The organism is Companilactobacillus insicii (assembly GCF_003946015.1).
GTDB lineage: Bacteria > Bacillota > Bacilli > Lactobacillales > Lactobacillaceae > Companilactobacillus > Companilactobacillus insicii.
In genome coordinates, this window is the sequence record NZ_RHNU01000002.1 from 40,942 (window position 1) to 64,981 (window position 24,040).

Annotated in this window: 24 protein-coding genes; 15 read left to right on the forward strand and 9 right to left on the reverse strand. The window is 34.8% G+C overall.

Features of this window, described 5'->3' with window-relative positions; all coding sequences use genetic code 11:
• Positions 1-2: 2 nt before the first annotated feature.
• From EKM79_RS00965 to yaaA, 3 genes are all read left to right on the forward strand, one after another.
• Positions 3-704 carry a zinc metallopeptidase gene (locus EKM79_RS00965; protein ID WP_125565266.1) on the forward strand — a complete coding sequence of 234 codons (702 nt, stop codon included), beginning with the start codon at positions 3-5 and terminating at the stop codon, positions 702-704.
• 138 nt (positions 705-842) lie between these two features.
• On the forward strand, positions 843-2,339 hold the full coding sequence (gene cls, locus EKM79_RS00970; protein ID WP_125565267.1) for a cardiolipin synthase: 1,497 nt from the start codon (positions 843-845) through the stop codon (positions 2,337-2,339).
• Between the two features lie 64 nt (positions 2,340-2,403).
• A complete protein-coding gene (yaaA, locus tag EKM79_RS00975; RefSeq protein ID WP_125565268.1) occupies positions 2,404-3,153 on the forward strand; it encodes a peroxide stress protein YaaA in 750 nt (249 codons plus the stop codon).
• Positions 3,154-3,201: 48 nt separating this feature from the next.
• Here the strand turns inward: yaaA and EKM79_RS00980 are convergent, their stop codons facing one another.
• Both EKM79_RS00980 and EKM79_RS00985 read right to left on the reverse strand, forming a co-directional pair.
• Complete coding sequence (locus tag EKM79_RS00980) at positions 3,202-3,582, reverse strand: VOC family protein (protein WP_125565269.1); 381 nt, start codon at positions 3,580-3,582, stop codon at positions 3,202-3,204.
• Between the two features lie 326 nt (positions 3,583-3,908).
• A complete protein-coding gene (locus EKM79_RS00985; protein WP_125565270.1) occupies positions 3,909-4,199 on the reverse strand; it encodes a hypothetical protein in 291 nt (96 codons plus the stop codon).
• Positions 4,200-4,482: 283 nt separating this feature from the next.
• Here EKM79_RS00985 and EKM79_RS00990 point away from each other — a divergent pair, with 283 nt between their 5' ends.
• Complete coding sequence (locus EKM79_RS00990; RefSeq protein WP_125565271.1) at positions 4,483-6,819, forward strand: ABC transporter ATP-binding protein/permease; 2,337 nt, start codon at positions 4,483-4,485, stop codon at positions 6,817-6,819.
• A gap of 48 nt (positions 6,820-6,867) precedes the next feature.
• On the opposite strand, the gene EKM79_RS00995 is transcribed toward EKM79_RS00990, so the two are convergent.
• On the reverse strand, positions 6,868-7,206 hold the full coding sequence (locus EKM79_RS00995) for a DUF6483 family protein (protein WP_125565272.1): 339 nt from the start codon (positions 7,204-7,206) through the stop codon (positions 6,868-6,870).
• A 126-nt stretch (positions 7,207-7,332) separates the two neighbouring features.
• On the opposite strand from EKM79_RS00995, the gene EKM79_RS01000 reads away from it, so the two are divergent.
• Positions 7,333-7,905 carry a helix-turn-helix transcriptional regulator gene (locus EKM79_RS01000; protein ID WP_125565273.1) on the forward strand — a complete coding sequence of 191 codons (573 nt, stop codon included), beginning with the start codon at positions 7,333-7,335 and terminating at the stop codon, positions 7,903-7,905.
• 73 nt (positions 7,906-7,978) lie between these two features.
• A complete protein-coding gene (locus EKM79_RS01005) occupies positions 7,979-8,638 on the forward strand; it encodes an endonuclease III domain-containing protein (protein WP_125565274.1) in 660 nt (219 codons plus the stop codon).
• Here the strand turns inward: EKM79_RS01005 and EKM79_RS01010 are convergent.
• Positions 8,600-9,202: a TetR/AcrR family transcriptional regulator gene (locus EKM79_RS01010; protein ID WP_125565275.1), complete on the reverse strand. Its 603-nt coding sequence runs from the start codon at positions 9,200-9,202 to the stop codon at positions 8,600-8,602. The two genes, EKM79_RS01005 and EKM79_RS01010, sit on opposite strands and share 39 nt — an antisense overlap.
• A 233-nt stretch (positions 9,203-9,435) precedes the next feature.
• Between EKM79_RS01010 and EKM79_RS01015 the strand changes: the two genes are divergently transcribed.
• The gene (locus tag EKM79_RS01015) at positions 9,436-10,347 is read left to right on the forward strand and encodes an ABC transporter ATP-binding protein (RefSeq protein ID WP_125565276.1); all 912 of its coding nucleotides are present in this window, start codon (positions 9,436-9,438) and stop codon (positions 10,345-10,347) included.
• A 5-nt stretch (positions 10,348-10,352) separates the two neighbouring features.
• Complete coding sequence (locus tag EKM79_RS01020) at positions 10,353-11,975, forward strand: ABC transporter permease (RefSeq protein ID WP_125565277.1); 1,623 nt, start codon at positions 10,353-10,355, stop codon at positions 11,973-11,975.
• A gap of 42 nt (positions 11,976-12,017) precedes the next feature.
• Here EKM79_RS01020 and EKM79_RS01025 read toward each other — a convergent pair whose 3' ends face one another.
• On the reverse strand, positions 12,018-12,485 hold the full coding sequence (locus EKM79_RS01025) for a hypothetical protein (RefSeq protein WP_125565278.1): 468 nt from the start codon (positions 12,483-12,485) through the stop codon (positions 12,018-12,020).
• Between the two features lie 187 nt (positions 12,486-12,672).
• Between EKM79_RS01025 and EKM79_RS01030 the strand changes: the two genes are divergently transcribed.
• Positions 12,673-14,037, forward strand: a complete 1,365-nt coding sequence (locus EKM79_RS01030) for an Nramp family divalent metal transporter (RefSeq protein WP_125565279.1) — start codon at positions 12,673-12,675, stop codon at positions 14,035-14,037.
• A 251-nt stretch (positions 14,038-14,288) separates the two neighbouring features.
• A complete protein-coding gene (locus EKM79_RS01035) occupies positions 14,289-15,032 on the forward strand; it encodes a TerC family protein (RefSeq protein WP_425454014.1) in 744 nt (247 codons plus the stop codon).
• A gap of 62 nt (positions 15,033-15,094) precedes the next feature.
• On the opposite strand, the gene EKM79_RS01040 is transcribed toward EKM79_RS01035, so the two are convergent.
• A complete protein-coding gene (locus EKM79_RS01040; RefSeq protein WP_125565281.1) occupies positions 15,095-15,934 on the reverse strand; it encodes a helix-turn-helix transcriptional regulator in 840 nt (279 codons plus the stop codon).
• Between the two features lie 63 nt (positions 15,935-15,997).
• On the reverse strand, positions 15,998-16,363 hold the full coding sequence (locus EKM79_RS01045) for a DUF488 domain-containing protein (protein ID WP_125565282.1): 366 nt from the start codon (positions 16,361-16,363) through the stop codon (positions 15,998-16,000).
• 78 nt (positions 16,364-16,441) lie between these two features.
• On the opposite strand from EKM79_RS01045, the gene EKM79_RS01050 reads away from it, so the two are divergent.
• From EKM79_RS01050 to EKM79_RS01070, 5 genes are all read left to right on the forward strand, one after another.
• Positions 16,442-17,644, forward strand: a complete 1,203-nt coding sequence (locus tag EKM79_RS01050; RefSeq protein ID WP_125565283.1) for a betaine/proline/choline family ABC transporter ATP-binding protein — start codon at positions 16,442-16,444, stop codon at positions 17,642-17,644.
• On the forward strand, positions 17,641-18,276 hold the full coding sequence (locus EKM79_RS01055; RefSeq protein WP_125565284.1) for an ABC transporter permease: 636 nt from the start codon (positions 17,641-17,643) through the stop codon (positions 18,274-18,276). Before EKM79_RS01050 ends, EKM79_RS01055 begins: the two co-directional genes overlap by 4 nt.
• 2 nt (positions 18,277-18,278) lie before the next feature.
• On the forward strand, positions 18,279-19,205 hold the full coding sequence (locus tag EKM79_RS01060; RefSeq protein WP_125565285.1) for an osmoprotectant ABC transporter substrate-binding protein: 927 nt from the start codon (positions 18,279-18,281) through the stop codon (positions 19,203-19,205).
• Between the two features lies 1 nt (position 19,206).
• Positions 19,207-19,869 carry an ABC transporter permease gene (locus EKM79_RS01065; RefSeq protein ID WP_125565286.1) on the forward strand — a complete coding sequence of 221 codons (663 nt, stop codon included), beginning with the start codon at positions 19,207-19,209 and terminating at the stop codon, positions 19,867-19,869.
• A 98-nt stretch (positions 19,870-19,967) separates the two neighbouring features.
• Positions 19,968-20,402: an Hsp20/alpha crystallin family protein gene (locus tag EKM79_RS01070; protein ID WP_125565287.1), complete on the forward strand. Its 435-nt coding sequence runs from the start codon at positions 19,968-19,970 to the stop codon at positions 20,400-20,402.
• Between the two features lie 28 nt (positions 20,403-20,430).
• Here the strand turns inward: EKM79_RS01070 and EKM79_RS01075 are convergent, their stop codons facing one another.
• Complete coding sequence (locus tag EKM79_RS01075) at positions 20,431-21,780, reverse strand: amino acid permease (RefSeq protein WP_125565288.1); 1,350 nt, start codon at positions 21,778-21,780, stop codon at positions 20,431-20,433.
• A gap of 164 nt (positions 21,781-21,944) precedes the next feature.
• Complete coding sequence (locus EKM79_RS01080) at positions 21,945-23,309, reverse strand: amino acid permease (RefSeq protein WP_125565289.1); 1,365 nt, start codon at positions 23,307-23,309, stop codon at positions 21,945-21,947.
• Positions 23,310-24,040: the final 731 nt, after the last annotated feature.

The window sequence follows — 24,040 nt, forward strand, 5'->3', positions numbered from 1 at the left end:
AAATGTACGGATATTACGGATATGGATTTGACCCCACTTTCATCTTAATTATTATTGGTCTAGTTATAAGTCTGTGGGCATCGTGGTTCGTTAAGCACAACTTTAACAAATATGACCAATATGACAGTCGTCGTGGTACTACTGGTGCCGAGGCAGCTCGATACATTCTTGATCAAGCAGGATTACAAGATATTCAAATTAATCGTATCAATGGTAATTTAACTGATAACTACAATCCTGGTGACAAGACATTGAACTTGTCTGAATCAACTTATGGTTCTACTTCTGTTGCTGCAATCGGAGTTGCTGCTCACGAATGTGGACATGCAATTCAGGATCAAAAGAGCTATGCACCAATGCGACTAAGAGCTGCATTAGTTCCAGCAGTTAATCTCGGATCACAAGCATCGATTCCGTTGATTTTTCTTGGTATGATTTTTGGGATGAATCATACTCTTATAACAATCGGTATTTGGTTATTTGCCTTAGTTGTTCTATTCCAAGTTGTTACACTACCAGTAGAGTTCAACGCATCAGGACGTGCAATTAGAATTCTGAGTTCTGGCGATTTACTTGAAAGTGACGAAGTTCCAATGGTTAAAAAAGTCCTTGGAGCTGCTGCTTTAACTTATGTAGCTGCCGCCATTTCAACAGCATTACAACTATTACGTTTGATATTAATATTCGGAAACAATCGAAATTAATGGTTCTATAAAAATAGCCATCCAAAATTTGGATGGCTATTTTTTGTACGGTAAATCTCAATATCACCACTCTTGAAAATAGATTTTATTCAGAAATTGAGATAAACTCTTTAATATGAAATAGAGGGGAATTTATATATGATTGACGTCTGGATTATTTGGCTAATATTAATTATCTTATTACTTAATACAATTTCAGCACTAATAACTGTCTTTCACAGGCCTAGAAACATCGTTACTACTTGGGCTTGGATTTTAGTTCTAACACTGTTACCACTCATTGGCTTTTTAATCTATGCATTCTTTGGTCGCGGAATTGCTCAAGAAAAAATCTTCAGTATCAGTAACCAAAAGCACGTTGGATTAGATCAATTGAAACTAATGGAATTGGCGGACGATGCTAAAAGAAGAGCCATCGAACGTCAAAATAAGGAAAAAGACTTTAACAATCGCTCTGACCAAACACACTATGCTGATCACATAATCAAATTTTTCAATGAGACAGAAGAAACTCCTCTGACTCGCCACAATGAAGTCGATTTAGTATTCGATGGCAAAGAAAAATTTCAAAAAATGTTTGAAGATGTTAAAAATGCTAAAGAAACAGTTCATGTCGAGTATTATGCCTTCATAAAAAGTGATATTGGTGAACAATTCCTAGAATTACTGACTCAAAAAGCTAAAGAAGGACTAGAGGTTCGTTTACTCTATGATCCATGGGGATCAAATGGTACTCGAAAGAGCTGGTTCAAGGATTTTGTCGCCGCTGGTGGTGAGGTTCTCCAATTTATCACCTCTAAGAACGTTATTGCTAAGACTCGATTAAACTATCACTTGCATAGAAAAATCGTTGTTATCGACGGATGTATTGGTTGGACAGGTGGATTCAACGTTGGTGACCAATATGTCAATGTTACCGACAAGTTCGGATACTGGCGTGATACTCACGTTAGGATAAAAGGTGTCGCTACTTTACTTCTACAAGAACGTTTCTTCCAAGACTGGAATGCATCTATCGAAAAAAGAGAAGAAGCACTATCGTTTGAAGAAAAGTACTTCCCTTCTGACAGATTCAATATCGATGCTAACTTGCCTATTCAAATAGTGACTGATGGACCTGACCGACGTGAAGAAGTTCTTAAGGATGGATTCATCGATATGATAGTCAGTGCCAAAAAGAGTGTTTGGATTCAATCTCCTTACTTAGTACCTGATGATCCAATGTTCACCGCCCTAACTATCGCAGCTAGATCCGGAGTCGACGTCAGAATTATGATACCTTGTATGCCTGATCATCCGTTCATCTACCGTGCAACTCAATATTACTCTAACCTATTAACCAGTTACGGAATCAAAATTTACAGCTACCAAAAGGGATTCTTACATGCAAAGGCTAGTGTCTTTGATGACAAAATATGTACTGTTGGATCTATGAACCAAGACTTCAGAAGTTATTCATTAAACTTTGAGGCCAATGCCTTCATTTACGATGCAAAAATTGCTCATAAGATCTCTCGTGCATTCGAAAACGATATGAAGGACAGTCTGTTAATAACTCCAGAAGTTATCAAGAGTCAGGGTCACTGGTTACACTTCAAACAAAGATTCTCTAGATTATTGTCACCAATTCTGTGAAAAAGCAAAGAATTCTCGTATTTACGTAGTAAATGCGAGAATTTTGTAGTTAAAAGGAAAGTTTATGAAAATTATAATTGCACCAGCTAAAAAAATGATTATCGACAACGATACTTTTGAATACGAACAATTACCGAAGTATCTGGATCAAACTGAACAACTACTACAAACTATGCGTCAATTAACCTATTCCGATGCAAAAGAAATGTGGAATTGCAGAGATAAATTAGCAGAGCCTAATTACGAATGGTTACAGACAATGGACTTGAAAAGTCACTTAACTCCGGCCCTCTTAGCATTCAGCGGTATTCAATATCAATACATGGCACCAGACTTGTTCACCGAGCCAGCTTTGAATTACGTACGGAATAATTTAAGAATATTATCTGGTTTTTACGGCATTTTACGTCCCTTTGACGGCGTTGTTCCCTACCGTCTCGAAATGCAATCAAAACTAAAGCTGCCAGGGCATCGCAACCTATATGAATTCTGGAACTCAAAAATATATGACGCGCTCATTGACAATAATTCAAAACTAATAATTAACCTAGCTTCTACGGAATACGCTAAAACTATTACTACTTATTTAAAATCGAATCAAAAATTTATTACGGTAGTATTTGCAAGTATGGTAGACGGAAAGCTAAGAACCAAAGCTACTCTAGCAAAAATGGCTCGTGGTGAAATGGTTCGATTTCTAGCTGAAAACAATGCGACTAATATTTCCACAGTCAAAAAATTCAATCATCCCGATTGGAAATATTCTCAAGAAGCCTCAACAGATGATCAAATAGTTTTTATATATCAAAAATAAAAAGATAGTGGGAAGAATCTTCATTCAATCCCACTATCTTTATTTTATTTAATCATTTTCAACTATACTACCAACTGCAAAATAGTGATCTTCTGGGTCTGAAAAATTAAATACCAATTGATCCCCTTGTGCAGATATTTCACTTACTGTATTAGCGTACATTTCAATTCGATCATGAAGATCTCTAATATCATTGCTTAAAAACATCAATGATGGCATTTCTAACGAAACGGCTGGAGAATATTCCTTAATAAATTCTACATCATATAAATTGATATTAACTTGATCTAAGATACTAAGTTTTAATTCCAAACTACCATCGATCATTTTTGTTTCTTTAATCAATTTAGCACCTAATGCATCTTGGAAAAATTTGGAAATAAGATCTACATTTTTTACATACAACATAACTTCAAGCTTATTTAACATATTTCGCCTCCAAAAAATAGGGTACACTACATTGAAAGTATACCCTATCTATGAAAGGAAATGTAACTTTTCATTACTTACAAACGGTCAATAGAGGAAACGACTTTAGCAATGCGAAGTATACAAAGGAGGGAGTCTTCTTCATGATAACAACAGTCATCACGACGACTTCAGAATATAGGATTTAAGGTACAGCTCCCTAAATCCACCCACATTATGTAACCTACACGAAATAAATTCCAATAATTGAACCACAAAAAGTCCTCGCATTTACTACGTAAATACGAGAATTCTTTAAGTTATACTCAGAAGTTAAACGTACTTTATTACGCTCTCGTTCCTTCATATATTTGTTTAGCAATTTTTTTGATTGTTCTACGATGATACAAGTCATTACCTTGTCCCCAAAAGATAAAACTCAATGACACATATAATGCTGAAACCAAAATATCTAGCAGATCGAAGCTCAATTGCTTAGAAACTAATAACCATAGAATGAATACGATGGATACTACAGGAACAATCGCTCCCAACCAGCTAATCGAATTATTGGCTAAGACATATTTTTCAAGCAGCAAGACCAATAATGATCCTACAACAAATAAAATCTCTCTCATGATACGTCCTCCCCTAAGTAACATATTTTTACACCATTAAAAATGTTACCATAACTATTTTCAGAAAATAAGTAATAACACTTACGTAAACGTATCCATGCTTTTTAGTAATCCACTTGTTATTTAACTAATGATACATCGTCATCCGTGCAACAATTTGCATCAGTATGTTACACTTACAACTAATTATTTATAACGGATTATCGTTTTTTAAATAAATATTTTCTGTTATATGAAACACAATGTTATCAAACATTGAAAATACAATAAAGGGATTAATTAAATGCTGGAATTAAAACATATAAAAAAATACTTCTACGTTGGTGACTCAGTTACTAAGGCCTTAGACGATGTGTCAGTATCATTTAGGCCAAAAGAATTCGTCGCTATATTGGGACCAAGTGGTTCTGGTAAAACTACTATGCTGAATGGTATTGGTGGACTAGACATATACGACTCTGGAGATTTAGTTATAAAAGGAAAATCTACCAAAGACTTCTCCGAATCAGACTGGGATGCTTATCGTAACAATTCTGTGGGATTCATCTTCCAAAGTTATAACATTATCGGACATTTGAGTATTTTGGACAATGTCGAAATGGGAATGACTCTTAGCGGCGTTCCAAATACTGAAAAGAGAGAAAAAGCTGTTAAGGCCTTGGAACGTGTTGGCTTAGGACCACATATGGATAAAAAGCCTAATCAGCTATCCGGTGGTCAAATGCAACGTGTTGCGATTGCTCGTGCAATTGCCAATGATCCTGAAATATTGCTATGTGATGAACCAACTGGTGCTTTGGATACTGAAACCAGTGTTCAAATTATGGAATTGATCAAAGAATTATCAAAAGAACGCTTGGTAATCATGGTCACTCACAATCCTAAACTTGCCAAACAATACGCCAGTCGTATTATAAATTTTGCTGATGGTAAGATTCAAGACGATTCTAATCCCTACACAGAGGATGAGAACAAAGATAAATTTGAACTAAAGAAAACTAAAATGACTTTTTGGACCGCATTAAAGTTATCGTTCACAAATATCAAAACAAAAAAGGCCAGAACCTTCCTAACCGCCTTTGCCTCAAGTATCGGTATTATCAGTATTGCCATCGTGTTAGCTCTCTCATCTGGATTTCAAAAGCAAATCGACAAGACTCAGTCAAATACACTGGCACAATTTCCAATTACCATTTCACAAGTAGCTTCTAGTCAAACTGCTCCAACCACTAAAAATAACAAACTGACCAAGGATAAAAAGACTAAGGTCACCGCAAAAATGAGTCAGGCGGATAAATCGACTCACATCAACAATATTAATAAGAAATATATGAACTACATCGACAATATTGATCCTAAACTGAGTAAAACTGTTACTTACACATTTTCCACTGGAATGAACTTATTAAGTGACGTCGATGGAAAAATCAAAACAGTTCAATTTTCAAATGTCGACAATAGCAAGGCTAACTCCGCCAGTGCCATGACTAATGCAATGGCATCATCAACTGGTATCGGTGGCTCTGTTTATCCTGGAGGAAAAAGTGGTAAAGCATTTCTAAATAAACACTACAAAGTTGTATCTGGATCTATGCCCACGACTGCTAACGATATCGTATTAATTGTTGATACAGATAATTCAACTAACATCAATGCCTTAAAGAACTTAGGATTATCGGTTAAAGATGGTCAAAAACTCGATTTTAATAAGCTCGTCGGCAAAGAAATAAAATTAGTTAACAATAATAACTACTATAAAAAACTAGAAACTGGCACTTTCCTACCGAATTCAGCTAATGAAGAACTTTACAATAATAATTCAAATACAACTTTGAAAATTTCAGGTATTTTGAGAGTTAAATCAAAATCATCCGAAAATATTCTAGCTTCAGGTATTGCTTATAGTGACCAACTAACAAAGAATATCATTAGTGAAAATAAGAACTCTGATATTGTCACAGCTCAAAAAAATAGTAATACAAATGTTCTAACTGGTGCTAGCGTTGATGATGCAAAAACTAAAGATACCTTGGTAAATTACTTAGGTGGTTCAACGACTCCTTCAAGCATTATGATTTACCCTAATAACTTCAAGAATAAAGATAAAGTTCTTAAGTACTTAGATAAATACAATAGCGGTAAAAAGAAATCAGATAAGATTATTTACACAGATATGGCCGGATCAGTTTCTAACTTAACTGGTGGCCTAATGGATGCAATAACATACGTATTGATTGCATTCGCCGGTATTTCATTGGTAACAAGTATGATAATGATTTCGATTATTACTTACACTTCTGTTTTAGAACGTACTAAGGAAATTGGTATTCTGAAGGCTCTAGGTGCAAGAAAGAAAGACATAACTCGTGTATTCGATGCTGAAACAACTATTCTAGGTGTTGCATCTGGACTACTGGGTGTAATAATTGCCTATCTAGCAACCTTCCCTATTAATTCAGTTTTGAAGAGTATGACTGACTTATCTAATGTTGCACAGTTAAATCCTGTTCATGCCATTATCTTAATTATCGTAAGTACGATATTAACGGTAATCGGCGGACACATTCCAGCTCGAATGGCTGCTAAAAAGGATGCTGCTACTGCATTACGTTCGGAATAAATATAATAATTAAAAAATAATTCTAAGTTCGCATTTACGGACTTAGAATTATTTTTTTACAGACATTTTATCAATCGAATGTTTTAACTCTATTTTTAATTTTTCATTAACATCACTATACGAATTTAATTTAACCATCAACCACTGTGCTAGTTTCAAATATGAATCACGTTCCAAAATAAATTTCTGTTCAAAAACTAATTTAACCGCAAGATCATATTTTCCTTTAAACAGTAACTTGTTTATTTCAGTTTCTATCGTTCCTGATTGTCCTTGTTGCTGTTCAAAGACAACTTGTGATTTACTACCATCCTTATTATTCAACACGATTCCCAATCCCTCTGCGAATGATTTAATTTGATGCATGATGAAATCATTGTCATCCATGGTGAATACCTCCATCTATGTTTGAATCTATTGTACTATGTATACAGAGGAATTGATTCCTAAAGAACCTAATGTAAAAGCATTTTGACATCGTTATAACGATAATTCAAATGAAAGGATAAATAAATGAAAATCAATCAAAAATTGATTTATTATCGTCATCAAAATAATTTATCACAAGAGGCTCTAGCTAAGAAAATGTACGTTTCACGTCAAACAATTTCTAATTGGGAAACAGGAAAAACTTACCCAGATATTCAGAATTTGATTTTACTATCAAATATTTATCAAATCAAAGTTGATGATTTGGTTAAAGATGATATTGACCTAATGCAAAATAACTTATCTAAATTTAAAATACGTGAATTATCAGTTGGCTTAATAGCTACTTTGATTGCCGTATATGCATCATTCATCAGTATTCGTTGGTTACCGATATCAATTGCATCAATGCTAGTAGCCACCTTTACCACCTTAGGCGTACTAACTTCTATAACTTTAATCAAGCTTAGCAACAAACTCCATTTACAAACATTCAAACAAACCATGGCATTCTTAAATGGTAAATCGGTTGAACAAATTAAATATGATCAGAAAAGGCGACGTCACATTTTGATTATTTCAGCCTTTATAGGAATATTTCTCGGTTCCATCCTTACTTATTTGATTGCTGTAAACTTCCTAGGATGGACGTTATAACGTTTCCCGTGAAACAATTTGAGACATTTTTAATGTTTTGTTGGATAATGGATGTCCTGGAGGAGGGAACGTTTTGTACAAAGAAATTACTATTAGACAATTATTCGAATTACTAAATAACCAATTAGGTCGTCAAGATTGGTGGCCTGCTCATAGCACTGAAGAAATGCTTGTTGGGATGGTATTGATTCAAAATACTAATTGGAAAAATGTTGACCGTTCACTGGCAAACTTACAAGATGCAACTGGATTCGATCTTGATAAGTTGCTAGCATTACCACTAGAACAGTTGCGTGATTTAATTCAACCTAGCGGATTTTATAAAAACAAGTCAATTTATGTACGCTCATTATTAACTGCATATCGTGAAGACTTTGATGATTGGAAAAGATTCTCAACTCCAATCTTACGTAAGAGATTACTTAATCTAAAGGGTATTGGAAATGAAACGGCTGATGTTCTTATACTATATTATTTTCACCGTTCCACTTTTGTTGCAGACAATTACTGCATGCGACTATTTCAAAATTTGCATGCATTTAATGAGAAGCCCACATACATGCAATTAAAAAATTCCGTCCAAGCTGATTTTGATTTCACACCTGACGAGGCTAGTGAATTTCACGCATTAATAGATGAATTTGGAAAATTAAAAAGTGACTTTTTTGAAGGTTACAAGCTAAAACTTCCACACTCACTTACCCAAAATTCCAAAAAAGAAAACATGGGCTAATCCATTTGTATATTTCTTAGTGACAAGATCTTTTGTTTTTTGTGCTTTATTAGGATTCATGAAATATGTCAAAATCATATCTACATACATCATAATAACTTCATCTTGGATATCGTCACGAATCATCCCCTCAGCTCGACCCTGTTTGATAATTTTACCCCAGAAGCCCTCCTTACCCTTGTTATAAACTTTCATAACTCGATCATCACCGTTAGCACCCTGGAACTCATCAATCATAAAATCCATAAAATCATTATTTATGACATTAACTTGAGTGGCACCGAAATTTAGAATACCTTCTATTTTTTCTTTAAAACTCATATTAGACTGATCCAATCTATCATCATAACTGGCATAACCATCAACAATCATTTTAATAGTAACTTCACGTGCTAATTCTATTTTGCTAGGAAAATATTTATATAAAGTTACTTGTGACGAATCGGCCTCTTTCGCAATTTCTGCGACAGAGGTCTTTTTGTATCCATTCATAACAAAGGTTTTAGTTGCAGCATTTATGATATCTTTTCTCTTCTGTTCTTTACGTTTTTTATTAGTCGCCATAACTTCCTCCAAAAATATTTTTAGTGATATTTCACTTTTTTTAGCGTCATATCAATATAGTTATTTTTGTATCCTCAGATAGTTCATATTGCTGATATTTTAAGGTTGACACTTCATATCAGCACAACTAATATACTCTTTGATAAATGAACTATTCAAGAAAAATATTTCATTTTATTATTGTTAATTCAAGTTTATTGCTCAATAACTCGAATGTATGTAAAGGGGATAATATGATGCAACAAAATAATAATGTTATTTTACATATTGATCATCTACAAAAAAGATTTGGAAAATTTCAAGCTTTAAAAAACATAACTTTTGATGTCCACTCCGGTGAGGTCTTTGGTTTTATTGGACCTAACGGTGCTGGTAAATCCACAACAATTCGTACACTCCTAGGAATATTACGTGCTAGTGGTGGAACTGCAACGTTGTTCGGAAAAGATGTTTATAAAGATTCTGTTTCGATTCATAAACGTCTAGCTTATGTACCTGGTGATGTTTATCTATGGCCCAATCTAACTGGTGGTGAAATAATCGATCTATTTCTTAAACTGGGAAATACAAAGCATAACCGCAAAACAGATTTAATGATCAAACGATTCCAGTTAGATCCAACTAAAAAAGCACGAACATATTCCAAAGGTAATCGTCAAAAAGTAGCTTTGATTGCCGCCTTCTCCACTGACGCAGATTTTTATATCTTTGATGAACCTACCTCTGGACTTGATCCACTAAATGAAGAAATATTTCAACAATCAGTTATGGAATTGAAAAAAGAAGGAAAAGCAATTCTATTATCTAGCCATATCTTATCCGAAGTGGAAAAGATGTGTGATCGCATTGGAATCATTCGTAATGGAGAAATCGTCGAGACCGGATCATTATCAGACATGCGACACCTTACGAGAACTGTTATTGAATATCAAACAATGCAACCGACTCCTGAACTACAAACTTTGCAAGGAGTTCACAATGTAACGACTAGTACAAATGGTCTTACGACGTTCTCAGTTGATTCCGATCAAATTAGTTATGTTATGGATTATTTAGCTTCTAAACAAATAGTTTCTCTTCAATCAACTCCTCCAACCTTAGAAGATTTATTCATGAGATATTACAGTTCAAATGAAGGGAGATAACAGTTATGGAAAATCGTAATTTTCATCAAACTTGGTTTCTAACACGTTTTAGTCTAAAACGTGATTGGTTAAAGTTGGCACTTTGGTCAGTAACAATGGTTGTCCTATTCGCGGCCATCGCTGCTAAGTTCACTGCTATCTATGATTCGCAATCAGCAATTGATGAAATAGTCAAAACTCTAAAGTCTCCTTCCATGATTTCACTATTCGGTAAACTTTCGGGTACTGCCCCTTACACAGTAGCGGATGTATTTGCTGGTGAAATGACTGTCTTTATGGCAATGATGGCAGCAATTATGAACTTTTCAATTATTATTAAGAACACACGTGGTGAAGAAGATTCAGGATTATTAGAAATAATTCAATCACATTCTGTTGGTAAATTATCCAATCTAGCCTCAGCTTTAATAGAATTATTCATCATAAATCTACTAATTGGATTATTTTATAGTCTCGGACTTCAATTTGCTAATCTTAACGGAACAGATATAAATGGTAACTTTCTATTAGGACTTGGTCTCGGAGCATCAGGATTCATGTTTGCTGCCATAGCAGCATTTTTGGCTCAATTGGTCGACAATTCACGATCAGCAACCATACTGTCCTATATCGTGTTTGGAATCATGTACATCGCTAGAATGTCAACGGACGTTTCTAATCCAAAAGCCACTTGGCTCATCCCATTTGGTTGGGTAGAAAAATTTTCAACTTATCAAGAGAACAATTGGTTACCAGTATTTCTAATGATAGGATTGTCCATAATCCTCTGCATAGCGGCGCTATGGATCAATAATTATCGTGATATCGGCTCTGGTATTATTGCTACCAAACCAGGACGTGCAAAGGCGTCAACATTCCTTCGTGGTCCAATAAGTTTATTTTGGCGATTACACCGCACAACTATTATCGTATGGGTTATCGGTCTACTAATTTTAGGTTTCACCTACGGCTCTATCTTTAATACCATAGGTGATATATTAAAAACTAACCCTGCAATGGAAAAAATCTTTGGTGCAGCGGCTGTTAATAAAGCAAATATTCTAATCATTAAAAATTTCGTAGCAATATTAATGATTGTGCTTGGAGTACTAGCACTATTCCCAGGAATTCAGATCATAAACTACCTAAAAACTGGTGAGAGCAAAGGATATCTAGAATTAATTCACTCAAAACCAATCAGCCGTAATTATTTATTCACAAGTGTATTAATACTAGGAATCTTAACTAGTATCGCCGCACTTTTCGCTGGAATATGGGGCTTACAGCTTGGAGGAGCATCTGTAATGAAACATCCAGTAGAAATGTCAGTATTTCTTCGTGGATTCTATGGATATATTTCTCCAGTAATCTTAGTATTAGCTATATCCGCATGTATAGTGGGCTGGATTCCTAGACTATCCGTTTTCGGTTATTTATATTCCGGTTTAGCATTATTCATCGGATACTTCGGTAAACTAATTGATTTACCAAAATGGTGTAACAAACTGACTCCATTTGGATATATCCCTAAGGTTCCAGTGGATAAGGTCGACATGGGAACAATGTGGTGGCAACTAGCACTAGCAGTTACATTAATAATTATTGGATATATCGGCTATCATATTCGTGATCTAAAGAGCGCAAACTAAAAAAAACACCCTCATCTCTACTTATGTAAAGATGGGGGTGTTTTATATTTGTCCAACTTCAACTTGAACACCAGATGATAGTTTTTTACTTAGATAATCCTGAATTGTCTTATAAGAAGTATTAAAACTCATTTGTATTTGTTGTGGGCGGCTTGTATTAAATATTACCGCTACTTTTGGTTTTTGTTGAGGAATTTCAATAGGAATCAACGTTACATGAACAATCTGTGAATAATCTAATACTCCAGAATAAAAACCATTCATAACAACCTTCTTCTCTCCAATACCCCCAACACCATTCATAATTGTTAGAGTTACAAATGCAGCCACCATAATAATATAAGGTAAATCATTAGAGGCAGAAACGAGTAGCCAAGCACCGATAAAGGCAGCAAAAATTAATGACGATACCTTATATACCGACCGAATTTCTATTTGTGACTGCCAATAAATATTAAAAATGGCACCGGCTAAAAATATTACGTCTACTACGATTATTATAAAGTCCATATGGCCTCATTCCTTTTTAAATAATTGTAGGTTAGTATAGCAATTTTTACAAACTTTTACTTTGATTTACATCAATATTAATTAAAAAATAAATAAGTTAAGCATCCCTAAATTTATTTTTTATTGGGGTTTAAATATAACTCATAACATGATACTATGTTGAGAGATTAAAAAGGGGGATACAAGCTTGAGTGAAAATAAACAAAAACACGAAAGCCTGATCCATTATGCAAACGGTCCTTCTCTAGAAGAGATTAATGATACCGTTGAAATTCCAAAAGATGCTGGATTCTTCAAGACCTTACTAGCTTATAGTGGTCCTGGAGCTTTAGTAGCTGTTGGATATATGGATCCTGGTAATTGGGTTACTTCCATTGCGGGTGGTGCTCAATTCAAATACAAACTTTTGACCGTCATTTTGATATCTAGTTTAATCGCCATGTTATTACAATATATGGCTGCTAAACTAGGGATTGTAACTGGTCGGGATTTGGCACAATTAACAAGAGATAGAACAACTAAAAAAGTTGGATTTGTTCTCTGGATAGTTACTGAGTTAGCTATCATGGCAACTGATATTGCGGAAATCATTGGTTCCGCAATTGCTTTGAAGCTCTTATTCAATATACCAATACTCTGGGGTGTACTAATAACCGCATTCGATGTTCTATTATTGTTAATCTTAATGAAACTTGGTTTCAGAAAGATCGAAGCCATTGTTGCAGCATTAATCATGGTTATTCTCGCAGTATTTATGTACGAAGTTATCTTAGCGCAACCTAATATGGGACAAATGGTGATTGGATTCGTTCCTGACCCTGTTATCCTACAAAATCAAAGTATGCTTTATATTTCATTAGGTATTGTTGGTGCCACTGTTATGCCACATAACCTATACTTGCATTCAAGTATTTCGCAAGCCAGAAAATATGATCGTAACGATTCAAAGAGTGTTAAACAAGCTGTACGTTTCTCAACTTGGGATTCAAATATTCAGTTAACATTAGCATTCGTTGTTAATACATTACTATTACTTCTTGGTGCTGCATTATTCTATGGAACAAAGAGTGATTTAGGTCGCTTCGTAGACTTATTCAATGCCTTACAAGATCCAAAGATTGCCGGTGCCGTTGCTAGTCCCGTTCTAAGTATTCTATTCGCCGTTGCCCTATTGGCTTCTGGTCAAAACTCTACTATTACAGGTACACTATCCGGTCAAATCGTAATGGAAGGTTTCGTCCACATGAAGATGAAACTTTGGGTAAGACGTGTTATCACACGTTTACTATCCATTTTGCCGGTTATCATTTTTGCTGTTATCTATCATGGTAATGAGGCAAAAATCGAATCATTATTAACGTTCTCACAGGTATTCTTGAGTATTGCTTTACCATTCTCAATTTTCCCCTTGATTGCTTTTTCAAGTAACAAAGATCTGATGGGTGAATTTGCTAATAAGAATTACATTAAATATATTGGTTACGGAATTGCCGTGATCCTAACAATTTTAAATATTTGGTTAATTTATACTACATTTGTACCAGCTGTTTAATACAAAGGAGTTTCAGTTATGAAATTTAACTCATAACTGAAACTCTTTTTTGATACCTTTTATAAATTTGCTAACTTAATTTCCATATTTATTTTAAAAAAAATACATTTTACTAGTTTAGTTGCGTCATCTAGTAAAATATCTAGTAAAATAAAAAGTAAATAAAGATATACAAATCGTCAAAAATCCAGTATCATTTTGGGAAATAAATAATTTGAGGGAGCATATTCTGATTGAATGCACTTGTAAACATGTACGGCCCATTCTTCGACCTGCATAACTGGGCAACAGTTATTGAATCTGGCGAAGATTGGTTAATAATTCTATCTTTGGTAGTTATGGAATGTATCCTTTCTGTTGATAACGCTGTAGTATTAGCTGCGCAGACACAATCCTTACCTAACAAAGTAGAACAAGAGAAATCATTGTTTTACGGATTGTTTGGAGCATATATCTTCCGCTTTCTAGTTATCGGTATCGGTGTCTACTTAATTAACTTTTGGTGGATCAAGGTCTTGGGTGCTGGTTACTTATTCTATCTATTCTTAAAGTATTTCTTCATAGATAGACGAAAAAAAGGAAAAGTTGAAGTTCCTACTGAGAAGCCTCAACCTAAAGGCTGGAAAAAACATATTCATATCTCACAATTCTGGCAAGTTGTTATCTCAATTGAATTGATGGACATTGTCTTTTCAATCGACTCGGTTCTTGCATCTCTTGCTATTTCAAGTAATCCTGTCATTGTCCTAATTGGTGGTATGATTGGTATCCTGGCTATGCGTGGAATCGCCGAATTAATTATGGGACTGATGAATCGCATACCTGAACTACAAGGTATGGCTTACTTCTTGATTTTATTCATCTCAGTTAAGCTATTCTTATCAATTCCAGCTATCGATATCGAAGTACCAAACATGCTATTCGTAGCAGTTTTAATAGCTGCTATTATCGTGACATTGATAATTCATCAAATTAACGATAATTCATCAAATTAACAATAAGAAAAAAAGCATAAAATAAAAAAGTTCCTGATAGATTTTAATCTATCAGGAACTTTTTACTTATTACGGCGAAATTTAGACGGTGTATAGCCAGTATACTTCTTGAAAGTCTGACTAAAATAACTCATACGCGTAAATCCTAATTCATTAGATACATCTTGAATACTTAATTCTGTATCCTTCAAAAGAAACATCGCTCTTTGAATCTTTCTTGCATTCAAGTACACTGAAAAACTTAATTTAGTTTCTTTTTTGAATAACTTACTAAAATAATAATCGGATAAATAAACACGATTAGCAACTTGGTCCAAAGTTAATCGTTTATCCAAATTATCATCTATGAATTCAACTGCTGTAATAATTGCGCGATTAGACGTCGACAACTGTTGTAGTTGTTGTAAAGCCATTGCTTCACTATCATCCAACTCATCAATCATTTCATCGACACTAACTGGCTGCTTTACTAAGAAATCATCGATTCCGCGATTCTCCACAAGTAAACGAGCCATATTTTCAAACAAGTATTTCAAAAATTCTGCTTGTTTTTGTAATCTTTGTAGTAGCAACAAACTTTCTGGACTAGGCTTGCCAGAAACATCGTGAGCAACATACAATTTACCAACCATTTGGTTTATTGTAGAAATACGAATTGGCAAATCAGTTAACTCAATATTGTGCTTAAAACGATCCGTGCTTAATTGAGAAAAGTTCTTAACCTTATCCAAATTAGCTAAAATGCTTTTTTCTGATGGTTCACCTAACGCATTTGAAATCAATTTATCATTATTATCTAACACAAAAATAACCAGATCGTTTGTTCTGGCATAATTTTGCAATACTCGTATCAAAGTTTTCTCGTTGCTGGAAAGAAGAGTTGCCAAATCGAATTCTTCCATTTTCATCCGTCCCGTCTTTTAACTTTACTTATATAATTATAATACGATAGGTATATTCTTCAATTATTTATTAATTTCTTTATTTAAAAATTTAATGAGAACGTCTGCATTATTGTGTTCTTCGTCTTTAGCACCATATAAAATCAGGACATCTTGATCCTTCAACGCCGTTATAACGGTGTCGACGAATTCTTTGGTATAGTCATTATGTTCTATTTCATCCATATATTTCTTTTCAAACTCTGGAAACTTCTCAGGATCATGACTGAACCATTTTCTTAATTCAGGTGAGGGTGCTATTTCTTTTGCCCATAAATCTAAATTGGCACGTAATTTGGACATACCTCTTGGCCATAGGCGGTCAACTAAAATTCTATATCCATCAGGTAATTCCTTGCTATAGATACGTTTGAGAACTATTTTTGACATTTTATCTTCGACCTCTTTTTGAATTAATCTCACTATAATTGTATCATAGCTAACGTTAGTCATTTTATAGGAGGATTTATGCAGTCTGCAAAAGAAATAATATCGTTTCAAAATGTAGCAAAAAACTACCGTGGCGGCAATGATGCCGTTGAAGATATCAACATAACTATTAATGAGGGGGAATTCGTTTGCCTAATAGGAACTTCCGGTTCTGGTAAGACCACAACTATGAGAATGATCAACCGTATGATTGAACCTAGTCGCGGTAAAATCATTTTCAAGGGAAAGAATCTTAAGACATTCGACCCAGTAAGACTACGACGTACAATTGGCTACGTTATTCAGAATAATGGACTAATGCCTCACATGACCATTAAGGATAATATCACCCTAGTACCCAAGCTGCTCAAGTGGCAACAGGATAAAATGGACCGTAAGGCTAAAGAATTAATAAAATTGGCTGACTTGCCTGAAAGTTATTTAGATCGTTACCCTGCCGAATTATCTGGTGGGCAGCAACAAAGAATTGGTGTCGTTCGTGCTCTAGCAGCCGACCAAGACATTATACTAATGGATGAGCCCTTCGGTGCGCTTGATCCAATTACACGTGACGACTTACAAGATCTTGTCAAAAATCTTCAAGAAGAACTTGGAAAAACAATCATCTTTGTTACACATGATATGGATGAAGCTCTAAAGCTCGCTACTCATATCGTTATTATGGACAGTGGTCACGTTATCCAAGATGATACACCTGACAATATCTTGCAACATCCTGGTAATGACTTCGTAAAGGAATTACTTGGTGAGGAACGTTTGCTTCAAGCTCAACAAAATACTCTATCTGTAAGTGACATTATGTCTAAGAATCCAGCAAAGATTACACTTGGTCAATCACTAGCTGAAGCAATTAGAGAAATGAGTTATCGTCACGTTGATACATTGTTAGTTACTGATGATAATAACAAACTCAAAGGATTTATCGACTTAGAGACGATTAACGACCGATACTCGAAGTATTCGAATGTGTCGGACATCTATAAGCCTAATCGATTTAAAGTCAAGACAACGTCATATTTGCGTGATACGAGTGAACGTATCCTTAAACAAGGATACAAGTACGTACCTGTCATCGATAATGATAATAATTTAATCGGTATTGTTACTCGTGCATCACTAGTTAATATTATTTACGATGCTATCTGGGGTAAAGAAGAATTAGATAATCCTGAAAATATCAAACTACCTGATACAATCGCAAAGGAGAGTGATAATGCATGATTACCTTTCTGAACCAGCATGGCTCTGAATTGATAATCAAAACCTGGGAACAAATTTATATCTCAGCTTTTGCCATTATCCTCGGAATAATCGTGGCTGTACCACTAGGAATCCTGTTAACACGCTATGACAAGACTGCCAAGTATGTTATGTCCATATCAGGGATGCTCCAAACAATTCCTTCATTAGCACTTCTTGCTCTGATGATTCCCGTATTTGGGATCGGTAAAGTACCAGCTATCGTTGCTTTATTCATCTATTCGCTTCTACCAATTTTGCGTAATACATATATTGGTATGAAAAAAGTTAATGCGAACTTGATCGATGCCGCACGTGGTTTAGGAATGACCACCATGCAGTCCATTTTTAAAGTTGAAATACCAATGTCCATGCCTATTATAATGTCTGGTATCAGGCTCTCAACTGTTTATGTAATTTCTTGGTCTACTTTGGCGTCGTATATCGGTGCCGGTGGATTAGGTGATTTCATCTTTAACGGACTTAACCTTTACAACCCTAGTCTAATTATAGGTGGAACAATTCCTGTTACTATCTTGGCAATTCTTGCTGATTATTTATTAGGAATATTTGAGAAAAAAGTTACACCAAAAACGAAACGTAGTGAGGTGTAAACATGAAAAGAATATTCAAAAAAATAATTACATTGATATCTTTAGCAACCATGTTATTAGTCTCTGGATGCGGTTGGCCTGGATTGGGCTCCGGTTCTGAAGACACCATAAAAGTTGCAAGTTTATCTACAACCGAATCTATGATCATGTCTGAAATCATAATGGAGTTAATTTCTCACGAAACTAACTATCACACTGAAATCGTTAATAACTTGGGATCAAATCAGCTTGTCCATGCAGCATTGATGCGTCATAACGCTGATATAGCTGCTGAGAATTTCACTGGTGATGAACTTATTGCTACTCTGAACCACAAGCCTATCAAAAATCGTGCGAAAGCTAATAGAACTGTCAAAAGACTATATAAGCAACGCTTCGATCAGACTTGGTTCCCAACTTATGGATTTGCTAACACGTACAATATGCTAGTTACACAAGAAATAGCTAAAAAATACCATCTACATAACATCAGTGATCTTAAAAAAATAGCACCTAATATCAATATTGGTGCTGATAATATCTGGATCAACCGTCCCGATGATGGTTACCCAGCATTTTCTCGTACCTACGGTTTTACTTTTAAGCGAGTTTACCCAATGCAAGTTGGCTTAGTTTATTCTGCTGTTGCTGCAGGTAAAATGTCAGCCGTTCTAGGATATTCAACCGATGGACGTATCAAGAGTTATAACTTGAAGATCTTGCCTGACAACAAGCAATTCTTCCCTCCATATGATACTAGTATGGTTGTTAATAATAGCTTGCTGAGAAAGCATCCAGAACTTAAACCACTATTACATCGTCTAGATGGAAAAATTTCATTATCACAAATGCAAACAATGAATTATGAAGTCGATAATAATCTCCGCGAACCGGCAGATGTCGCTCAAGAATTCTTACAAAAACATAATTACTTTAGGGGTGAAAAATAATATGGCTGACCAGCCGTTATGGAGACAATTAATTTTTTATTTTACTCACAATGGAATATATATTTTGGAACAATTCTGTCGTCATTTTTTAATCTCATTTTATGGGGTTCTAATCGCTGCAGTAATTGGTATTCCACTGGGAATTTACATCGCAAATCACTACAAATTAGGTAATTTTATTATCAGTATCGCTAACGTTATTCAGACTGTTCCCTCACTAGCAATGCTATCAATCATCATGTTGGTGCTAGGATTAGGTCCTAATACCGTAATTGTGACGATATTCTTATACTCACTATTACCTATTCTAAAGAATACTTATACCGGCATGAAAAACGTTGATCCTAACGTAATTGATTCTGCACGTGGTATGGGAATGACCGGAATACAATTATTGTATATGGTTAAATTGCCACTCGCCATGTCAGTTATTATGTCAGGTATTCGTACCGCTATGGTCGTAGCAATTGGTAACACAGCCATTGGCTCATTCGTCGGCGCTGGCGGACTTGGTGACTTAATTATTCGTGGTACTAACGCTACTGATGGTGCTCCTCTTATCCTAGCAGGAGCATTACCAACCGCACTTATGGCTGTCATAACCGATCTATTGATTGGATTACTCCAAAAATATTTCGAACCTACAAACTATATGAAAAAATAATATTTAGCACTCAGCAATTAAGAGTGCTAAATATTTGAACTTTCCCCCAAGCAGGTACTACAATGTATTTGTAATGAAGGAAAGGAAGTAATTGATATATGAGTAACGAAATTATGGATCGTCCAAATGACATTATGAGAGACTGGTTTGATACAAATTGGATGAATAGCTTTCCAACATTCTTTAAGGATGCTAATACTGATGCAACACTAAAGACAGACATTAAGGAATCTGACAAAGACTATCAAGTTCATGTTGATATGCCAGCTTTCGATAAAAAGAATATCGATATAAATTATCAAAATAACACACTAACTATTAGTGGTCATCGTGATAGCTTCAACGATCACGAAGATAAGAACGGCGATATGATTATGAGTGAACGTTCAGGCGGACGTTTTGCAAGACAATATCACCTACCAGCAGTTGATGAGAAGAACATTACAGCTAATTATGATAATGGTGTCTTGAAGATCACATTACCAAAGATGGAAGACAAGAAAGAATTAGGTCACCACATTGATGTCAACTAATAATTAGTCAAAAATAAGACACATTCGATTAAGAATGTGCCTTATTTTTTTTGCGTAAATTATAAACAAAAATCAAAATAACCCAGAACAGAATCGTAAAAATCATGGCCATACGTGTTTGTTTAATAACTATCAACAAAACTAATATACCAATGAAAAATATCAAACTTAAATAATTAGTAAAAGGATAACCTGGCATTTGGTATTTACCCAAATCCTTAGTTTTATGTCGATAAACCACATGAGTAAATAATAATACGATCCAAACAACAATAAAGTTAATCGTAGAAACTGTCGATATCAAGCTAAAGACGCTTGCTGGCATGAAGTAATTCATCAAAACAATTACTAATAAAGCTGCTCCTGAAAACATCAACGACCAAATGGGAACTCCGTTCCGTCCAACCATGGTCATTTTTTTCGGTGCATTTCCCTTAATACTCAAACTATAAAGCGTCCTACTTGTACTGAACAAACAGCTATTAGTTGCTGATAATGCCGCTGTTAAGACAACAAAGTTCAGTATTCCCGCTGCTCCTTTAATACCAATACCTGAAAAGACTTGAACGAACGGACTTGCATCAGTAGTAATATTATTCCAAGGATAAACCGCCATAATGGCTAACATGGATCCAACATAGAATAGACCGATTCTTATAGGTACAGAATTAATTGCTTTTGGTAAATTTATCTCAGGGTTATCAGTTTCCCCGGCTGTGATACCAACCATTTCAATACCTACAAAAGCAAAGACTACCATTTGAAATGATAGTAAGAAACCTGTTATCCCAGTTGGAAAAAGTCCACCATGACTAACAAGATTGACAAAACTTGCATGTCCACCACTCACGGGAACACGAAAAATTGCCATGGCAAAACCTACTACAACTAGAACAATTATTGCTATAACTTTGATCATCGAAAAACTAGATTCCATTTCACCGAATAATTTCACATTAACAAAGTTAATTGCAAACAAAATCACTAAAACAGTTAAAGCTGTAACCCACTGTGGTACTTGTGGGAACCAATATTTAACATAAATACCAGTTGCTGTTAAATCAGCCATTGCCAAAGTTATCCAGCAAAACCAGTATGCCCATCCCGTTACAAATTCAAATCTATCTCCTAAATAAATTCGAATAAAATCCAAAAATGAATGCTTAGTAGTATCTGATAATAAAAGTTCACCAATTGCTCTCATCATGAAAAAACAAAATAAACCTGTAATCAAGTACGAGAAAATAATTGATGGACCCGATTTGTGGATAGCCTCACCAGAACCCAAGAACAATCCGGTTCCAATTGCCCCACCAATTGCAATCATTTGTATATGTCTACTTCCCAACGACCTAGAAAGAGTTTGTTTCTCACTCATAGTATCAGCTCCCTTATAATTTTATAAAAAAAGACGCCACTAATACATTTCGTATTAGGGACGTCGTAACGCGGTTCCACCCAAATTCGCAATTTCTTGCATCTCTTAAGTTCTATATGGGGAACAAACCACTCTTATACCATTAAATAAATACTTACTGAATCTCAGCTAACTTCAGCATCTCTGTTTTTGCTTTTATGATAAATCGATAACATTACGATCCAAAATACAATAGTTACAATCATTGGAATCCTAGTTGCCTTAATGTATAACAACAGTACTAATATTGCTAAAAAGAAAATTAAACTAATGTAATTACTAAATGGATATAACGGCATTCTGAATATCTTAATACCACTTGGATTTTGTTTACGAAACTTCAAATGTGTCCAAATCAAAATCATCCATACGATAATAAAATTAATTGTTGAAACAGTTGAAATCAAACTAAAAACGCTAGATGGCATAAAGAAATTTAATGCCACAATCACTAATAACGCTGCAGTTGAAAAAATCAATGCCCAAACAGGAACTCCATTTCTTCCAATCAAATTAAACTTTCTAGGCGCATTGCCCTTCAAACTCAAACTGTAAAGTGTTCGGCTAGTACTGAATAAACAACTATTAGTTGCTGACAGAGAAGCAGTCAAGACAACAAAGTTCAAAATACCAGCAGCTCCATTGATGCCTATACCTGAAAACACCTGTACAAATGGACTGGATGTTATGGAAATATTATTCCATGGATAAACACTCATAATTGCTATCATCGAACCAACGTAGAACAAGCCGATACGAATAGGTAAACTATTAATCGCCTTAGGTAAATTTATTTCAGGATCAGCGGCTTCACCAGCTGTTAATCCAACCATCTCAATACCAACAAAGGCAAATATTACCATTTGAAACGACATTAAGAATCCTTTAAATCCAGTTGGAAAAAAGCCACCTTGATTCACTAAATTAGAAAATGTTGCATTACCATTTTCAACTGGTGCACCAAATATTGCCATTCCAAAACCAACGGCTACCAATGCAATAATAGCAATTATTTTAATCATCGAAAATCCAGTTTCCATTTCTCCGAATAACTTCACGTTAACAAAGTTCATCGAGAACAAGACTAGCAAAATTACCAACGCCGATAACCATTGTGGTACTCCTGGAAACCAATATCTAATATAAATTCCCGAAGCGGTCAAATCAGCCATCGCAACTGTGATCCAACACAACCAATAGGCCCAGCCTGTAACGAATTCAAATCTGTCACCAAGATACACTCGAATAAAATCTAAAAATGAATGCTTATTAGTATCAGATAATAATAATTCGCCAATTGCTCTCATCATAAAGAAACAAAAGAAACCCGCAATCATATAAGCCAATATAATTGATGGTCCGGCTTCGTGTATGGCACTTCCTGAACCCAAGAATAGTCCCGTACCAATTGCTCCACCAATGGCAATCATCTGAATATGTCGCCCCTCAAGAGATCTTGAGAGAGTTTGTTTGTTCGAACTACTTTCCATAATTAACTTCCAATCTAATTTGCGTCTTTTCCAAAGTTATACTCTGAAAATAAAAAAGACATCTCTAATACATTTCTGTATTAGGGACGTCTTTGACGCGGTTCCACCCAAATTTGCAATTTCTTGCATCTCTTTATGCTGATAGAGGTAAGCAACCTGTAAATTAAAACACCAATTTCACTGTTGACTTTCAGCCTAGATCAACATCTCTTTGAGTGAACATGTGTACAGTATAAGTGGTATAAGATTAAAATGCAACTAACAATATAAATTTTAAATTAATATAGACCAATTAAGGAATATAAAAGTTCATACTTTTTTCATATTTTAACATCATTTAATTCATATTATTTAGCTATGATAGTAATTGTAGATGAGAGATACAGAAATCCCTTTTCTCACCCCCCTATAACATATATATTTAATCCCCTAAAGAAGCCATTCCTCCCCAGGATGGCTTCTATTTTTTTCTTTTTTGAGTATCAACCAGTAGTAGTTATGAAAAAAATAAGTTATACTAGTAAGCGTGGGATGAATGTTATCCCCAGGGAGACAACTATTGTTGTCGTATTAAAATTGGACACAGAATTTAAAATTATAAAAAAGACTTATCATTAAAAGTTGGCTATCCAAGATTCACAATATTTTCACAATTTACAAACAAATACTTCATGATAGGCCTGTATTATATAAATTGTAGATAAGAGATACAAAGAAATCCCTTTTCTCAT

Bases quoted from the DNA above. Each gene is read 5' to 3' on its own strand.
- EKM79_RS01015 (WP_125565276.1), top strand. From the start codon at position 9,436: ATGATGCAACAAAATAATAATGTTATTTTACATATTGATCATCTACAA.
- yaaA (WP_125565268.1), top strand. From the start codon at position 2,404: ATGAAAATTATAATTGCACCAGCTAAAAAAATGATTATCGACAACGAT.
- EKM79_RS00980 (WP_125565269.1), bottom strand. From the start codon at position 3,582: ATGTTAAATAAGCTTGAAGTTATGTTGTATGTAAAAAATGTAGATCTT.
- EKM79_RS01020 (WP_125565277.1), top strand. From the start codon at position 10,353: ATGGAAAATCGTAATTTTCATCAAACTTGGTTTCTAACACGTTTTAGT.
- EKM79_RS00995 (WP_125565272.1), bottom strand. From the start codon at position 7,206: ATGGATGACAATGATTTCATCATGCATCAAATTAAATCATTCGCAGAG.
- EKM79_RS01065 (WP_125565286.1), top strand. From the start codon at position 19,207: ATGGCTGACCAGCCGTTATGGAGACAATTAATTTTTTATTTTACTCAC.
- EKM79_RS01060 (WP_125565285.1), top strand. From the start codon at position 18,279: ATGAAAAGAATATTCAAAAAAATAATTACATTGATATCTTTAGCAACC.
- EKM79_RS01075 (WP_125565288.1), bottom strand. From the start codon at position 21,780: ATGAGTGAGAAACAAACTCTTTCTAGGTCGTTGGGAAGTAGACATATA.
- EKM79_RS01025 (WP_125565278.1), bottom strand. From the start codon at position 12,485: ATGGACTTTATAATAATCGTAGTAGACGTAATATTTTTAGCCGGTGCC.
- EKM79_RS01040 (WP_125565281.1), bottom strand. From the start codon at position 15,934: ATGGAAGAATTCGATTTGGCAACTCTTCTTTCCAGCAACGAGAAAACT.
- EKM79_RS00965 (WP_125565266.1), top strand. From the start codon at position 3: ATGTACGGATATTACGGATATGGATTTGACCCCACTTTCATCTTAATT.
- EKM79_RS00990 (WP_125565271.1), top strand. From the start codon at position 4,483: ATGCTGGAATTAAAACATATAAAAAAATACTTCTACGTTGGTGACTCA.
- EKM79_RS01050 (WP_125565283.1), top strand. From the start codon at position 16,442: ATGCAGTCTGCAAAAGAAATAATATCGTTTCAAAATGTAGCAAAAAAC.
- EKM79_RS01045 (WP_125565282.1), bottom strand. From the start codon at position 16,363: ATGTCAAAAATAGTTCTCAAACGTATCTATAGCAAGGAATTACCTGAT.
- EKM79_RS01035 (WP_425454014.1), top strand. From the start codon at position 14,289: ATGTACGGCCCATTCTTCGACCTGCATAACTGGGCAACAGTTATTGAA.
- EKM79_RS01000 (WP_125565273.1), top strand. From the start codon at position 7,333: ATGAAAATCAATCAAAAATTGATTTATTATCGTCATCAAAATAATTTA.
- EKM79_RS01070 (WP_125565287.1), top strand. From the start codon at position 19,968: ATGAGTAACGAAATTATGGATCGTCCAAATGACATTATGAGAGACTGG.
- EKM79_RS00985 (WP_125565270.1), bottom strand. From the start codon at position 4,199: ATGAGAGAGATTTTATTTGTTGTAGGATCATTATTGGTCTTGCTGCTT.
- cls (WP_125565267.1), top strand. From the start codon at position 843: ATGATTGACGTCTGGATTATTTGGCTAATATTAATTATCTTATTACTT.
- EKM79_RS01055 (WP_125565284.1), top strand. From the start codon at position 17,641: ATGATTACCTTTCTGAACCAGCATGGCTCTGAATTGATAATCAAAACC.
- EKM79_RS01010 (WP_125565275.1), bottom strand. From the start codon at position 9,202: ATGGCGACTAATAAAAAACGTAAAGAACAGAAGAGAAAAGATATCATA.
- EKM79_RS01080 (WP_125565289.1), bottom strand. From the start codon at position 23,309: ATGGAAAGTAGTTCGAACAAACAAACTCTCTCAAGATCTCTTGAGGGG.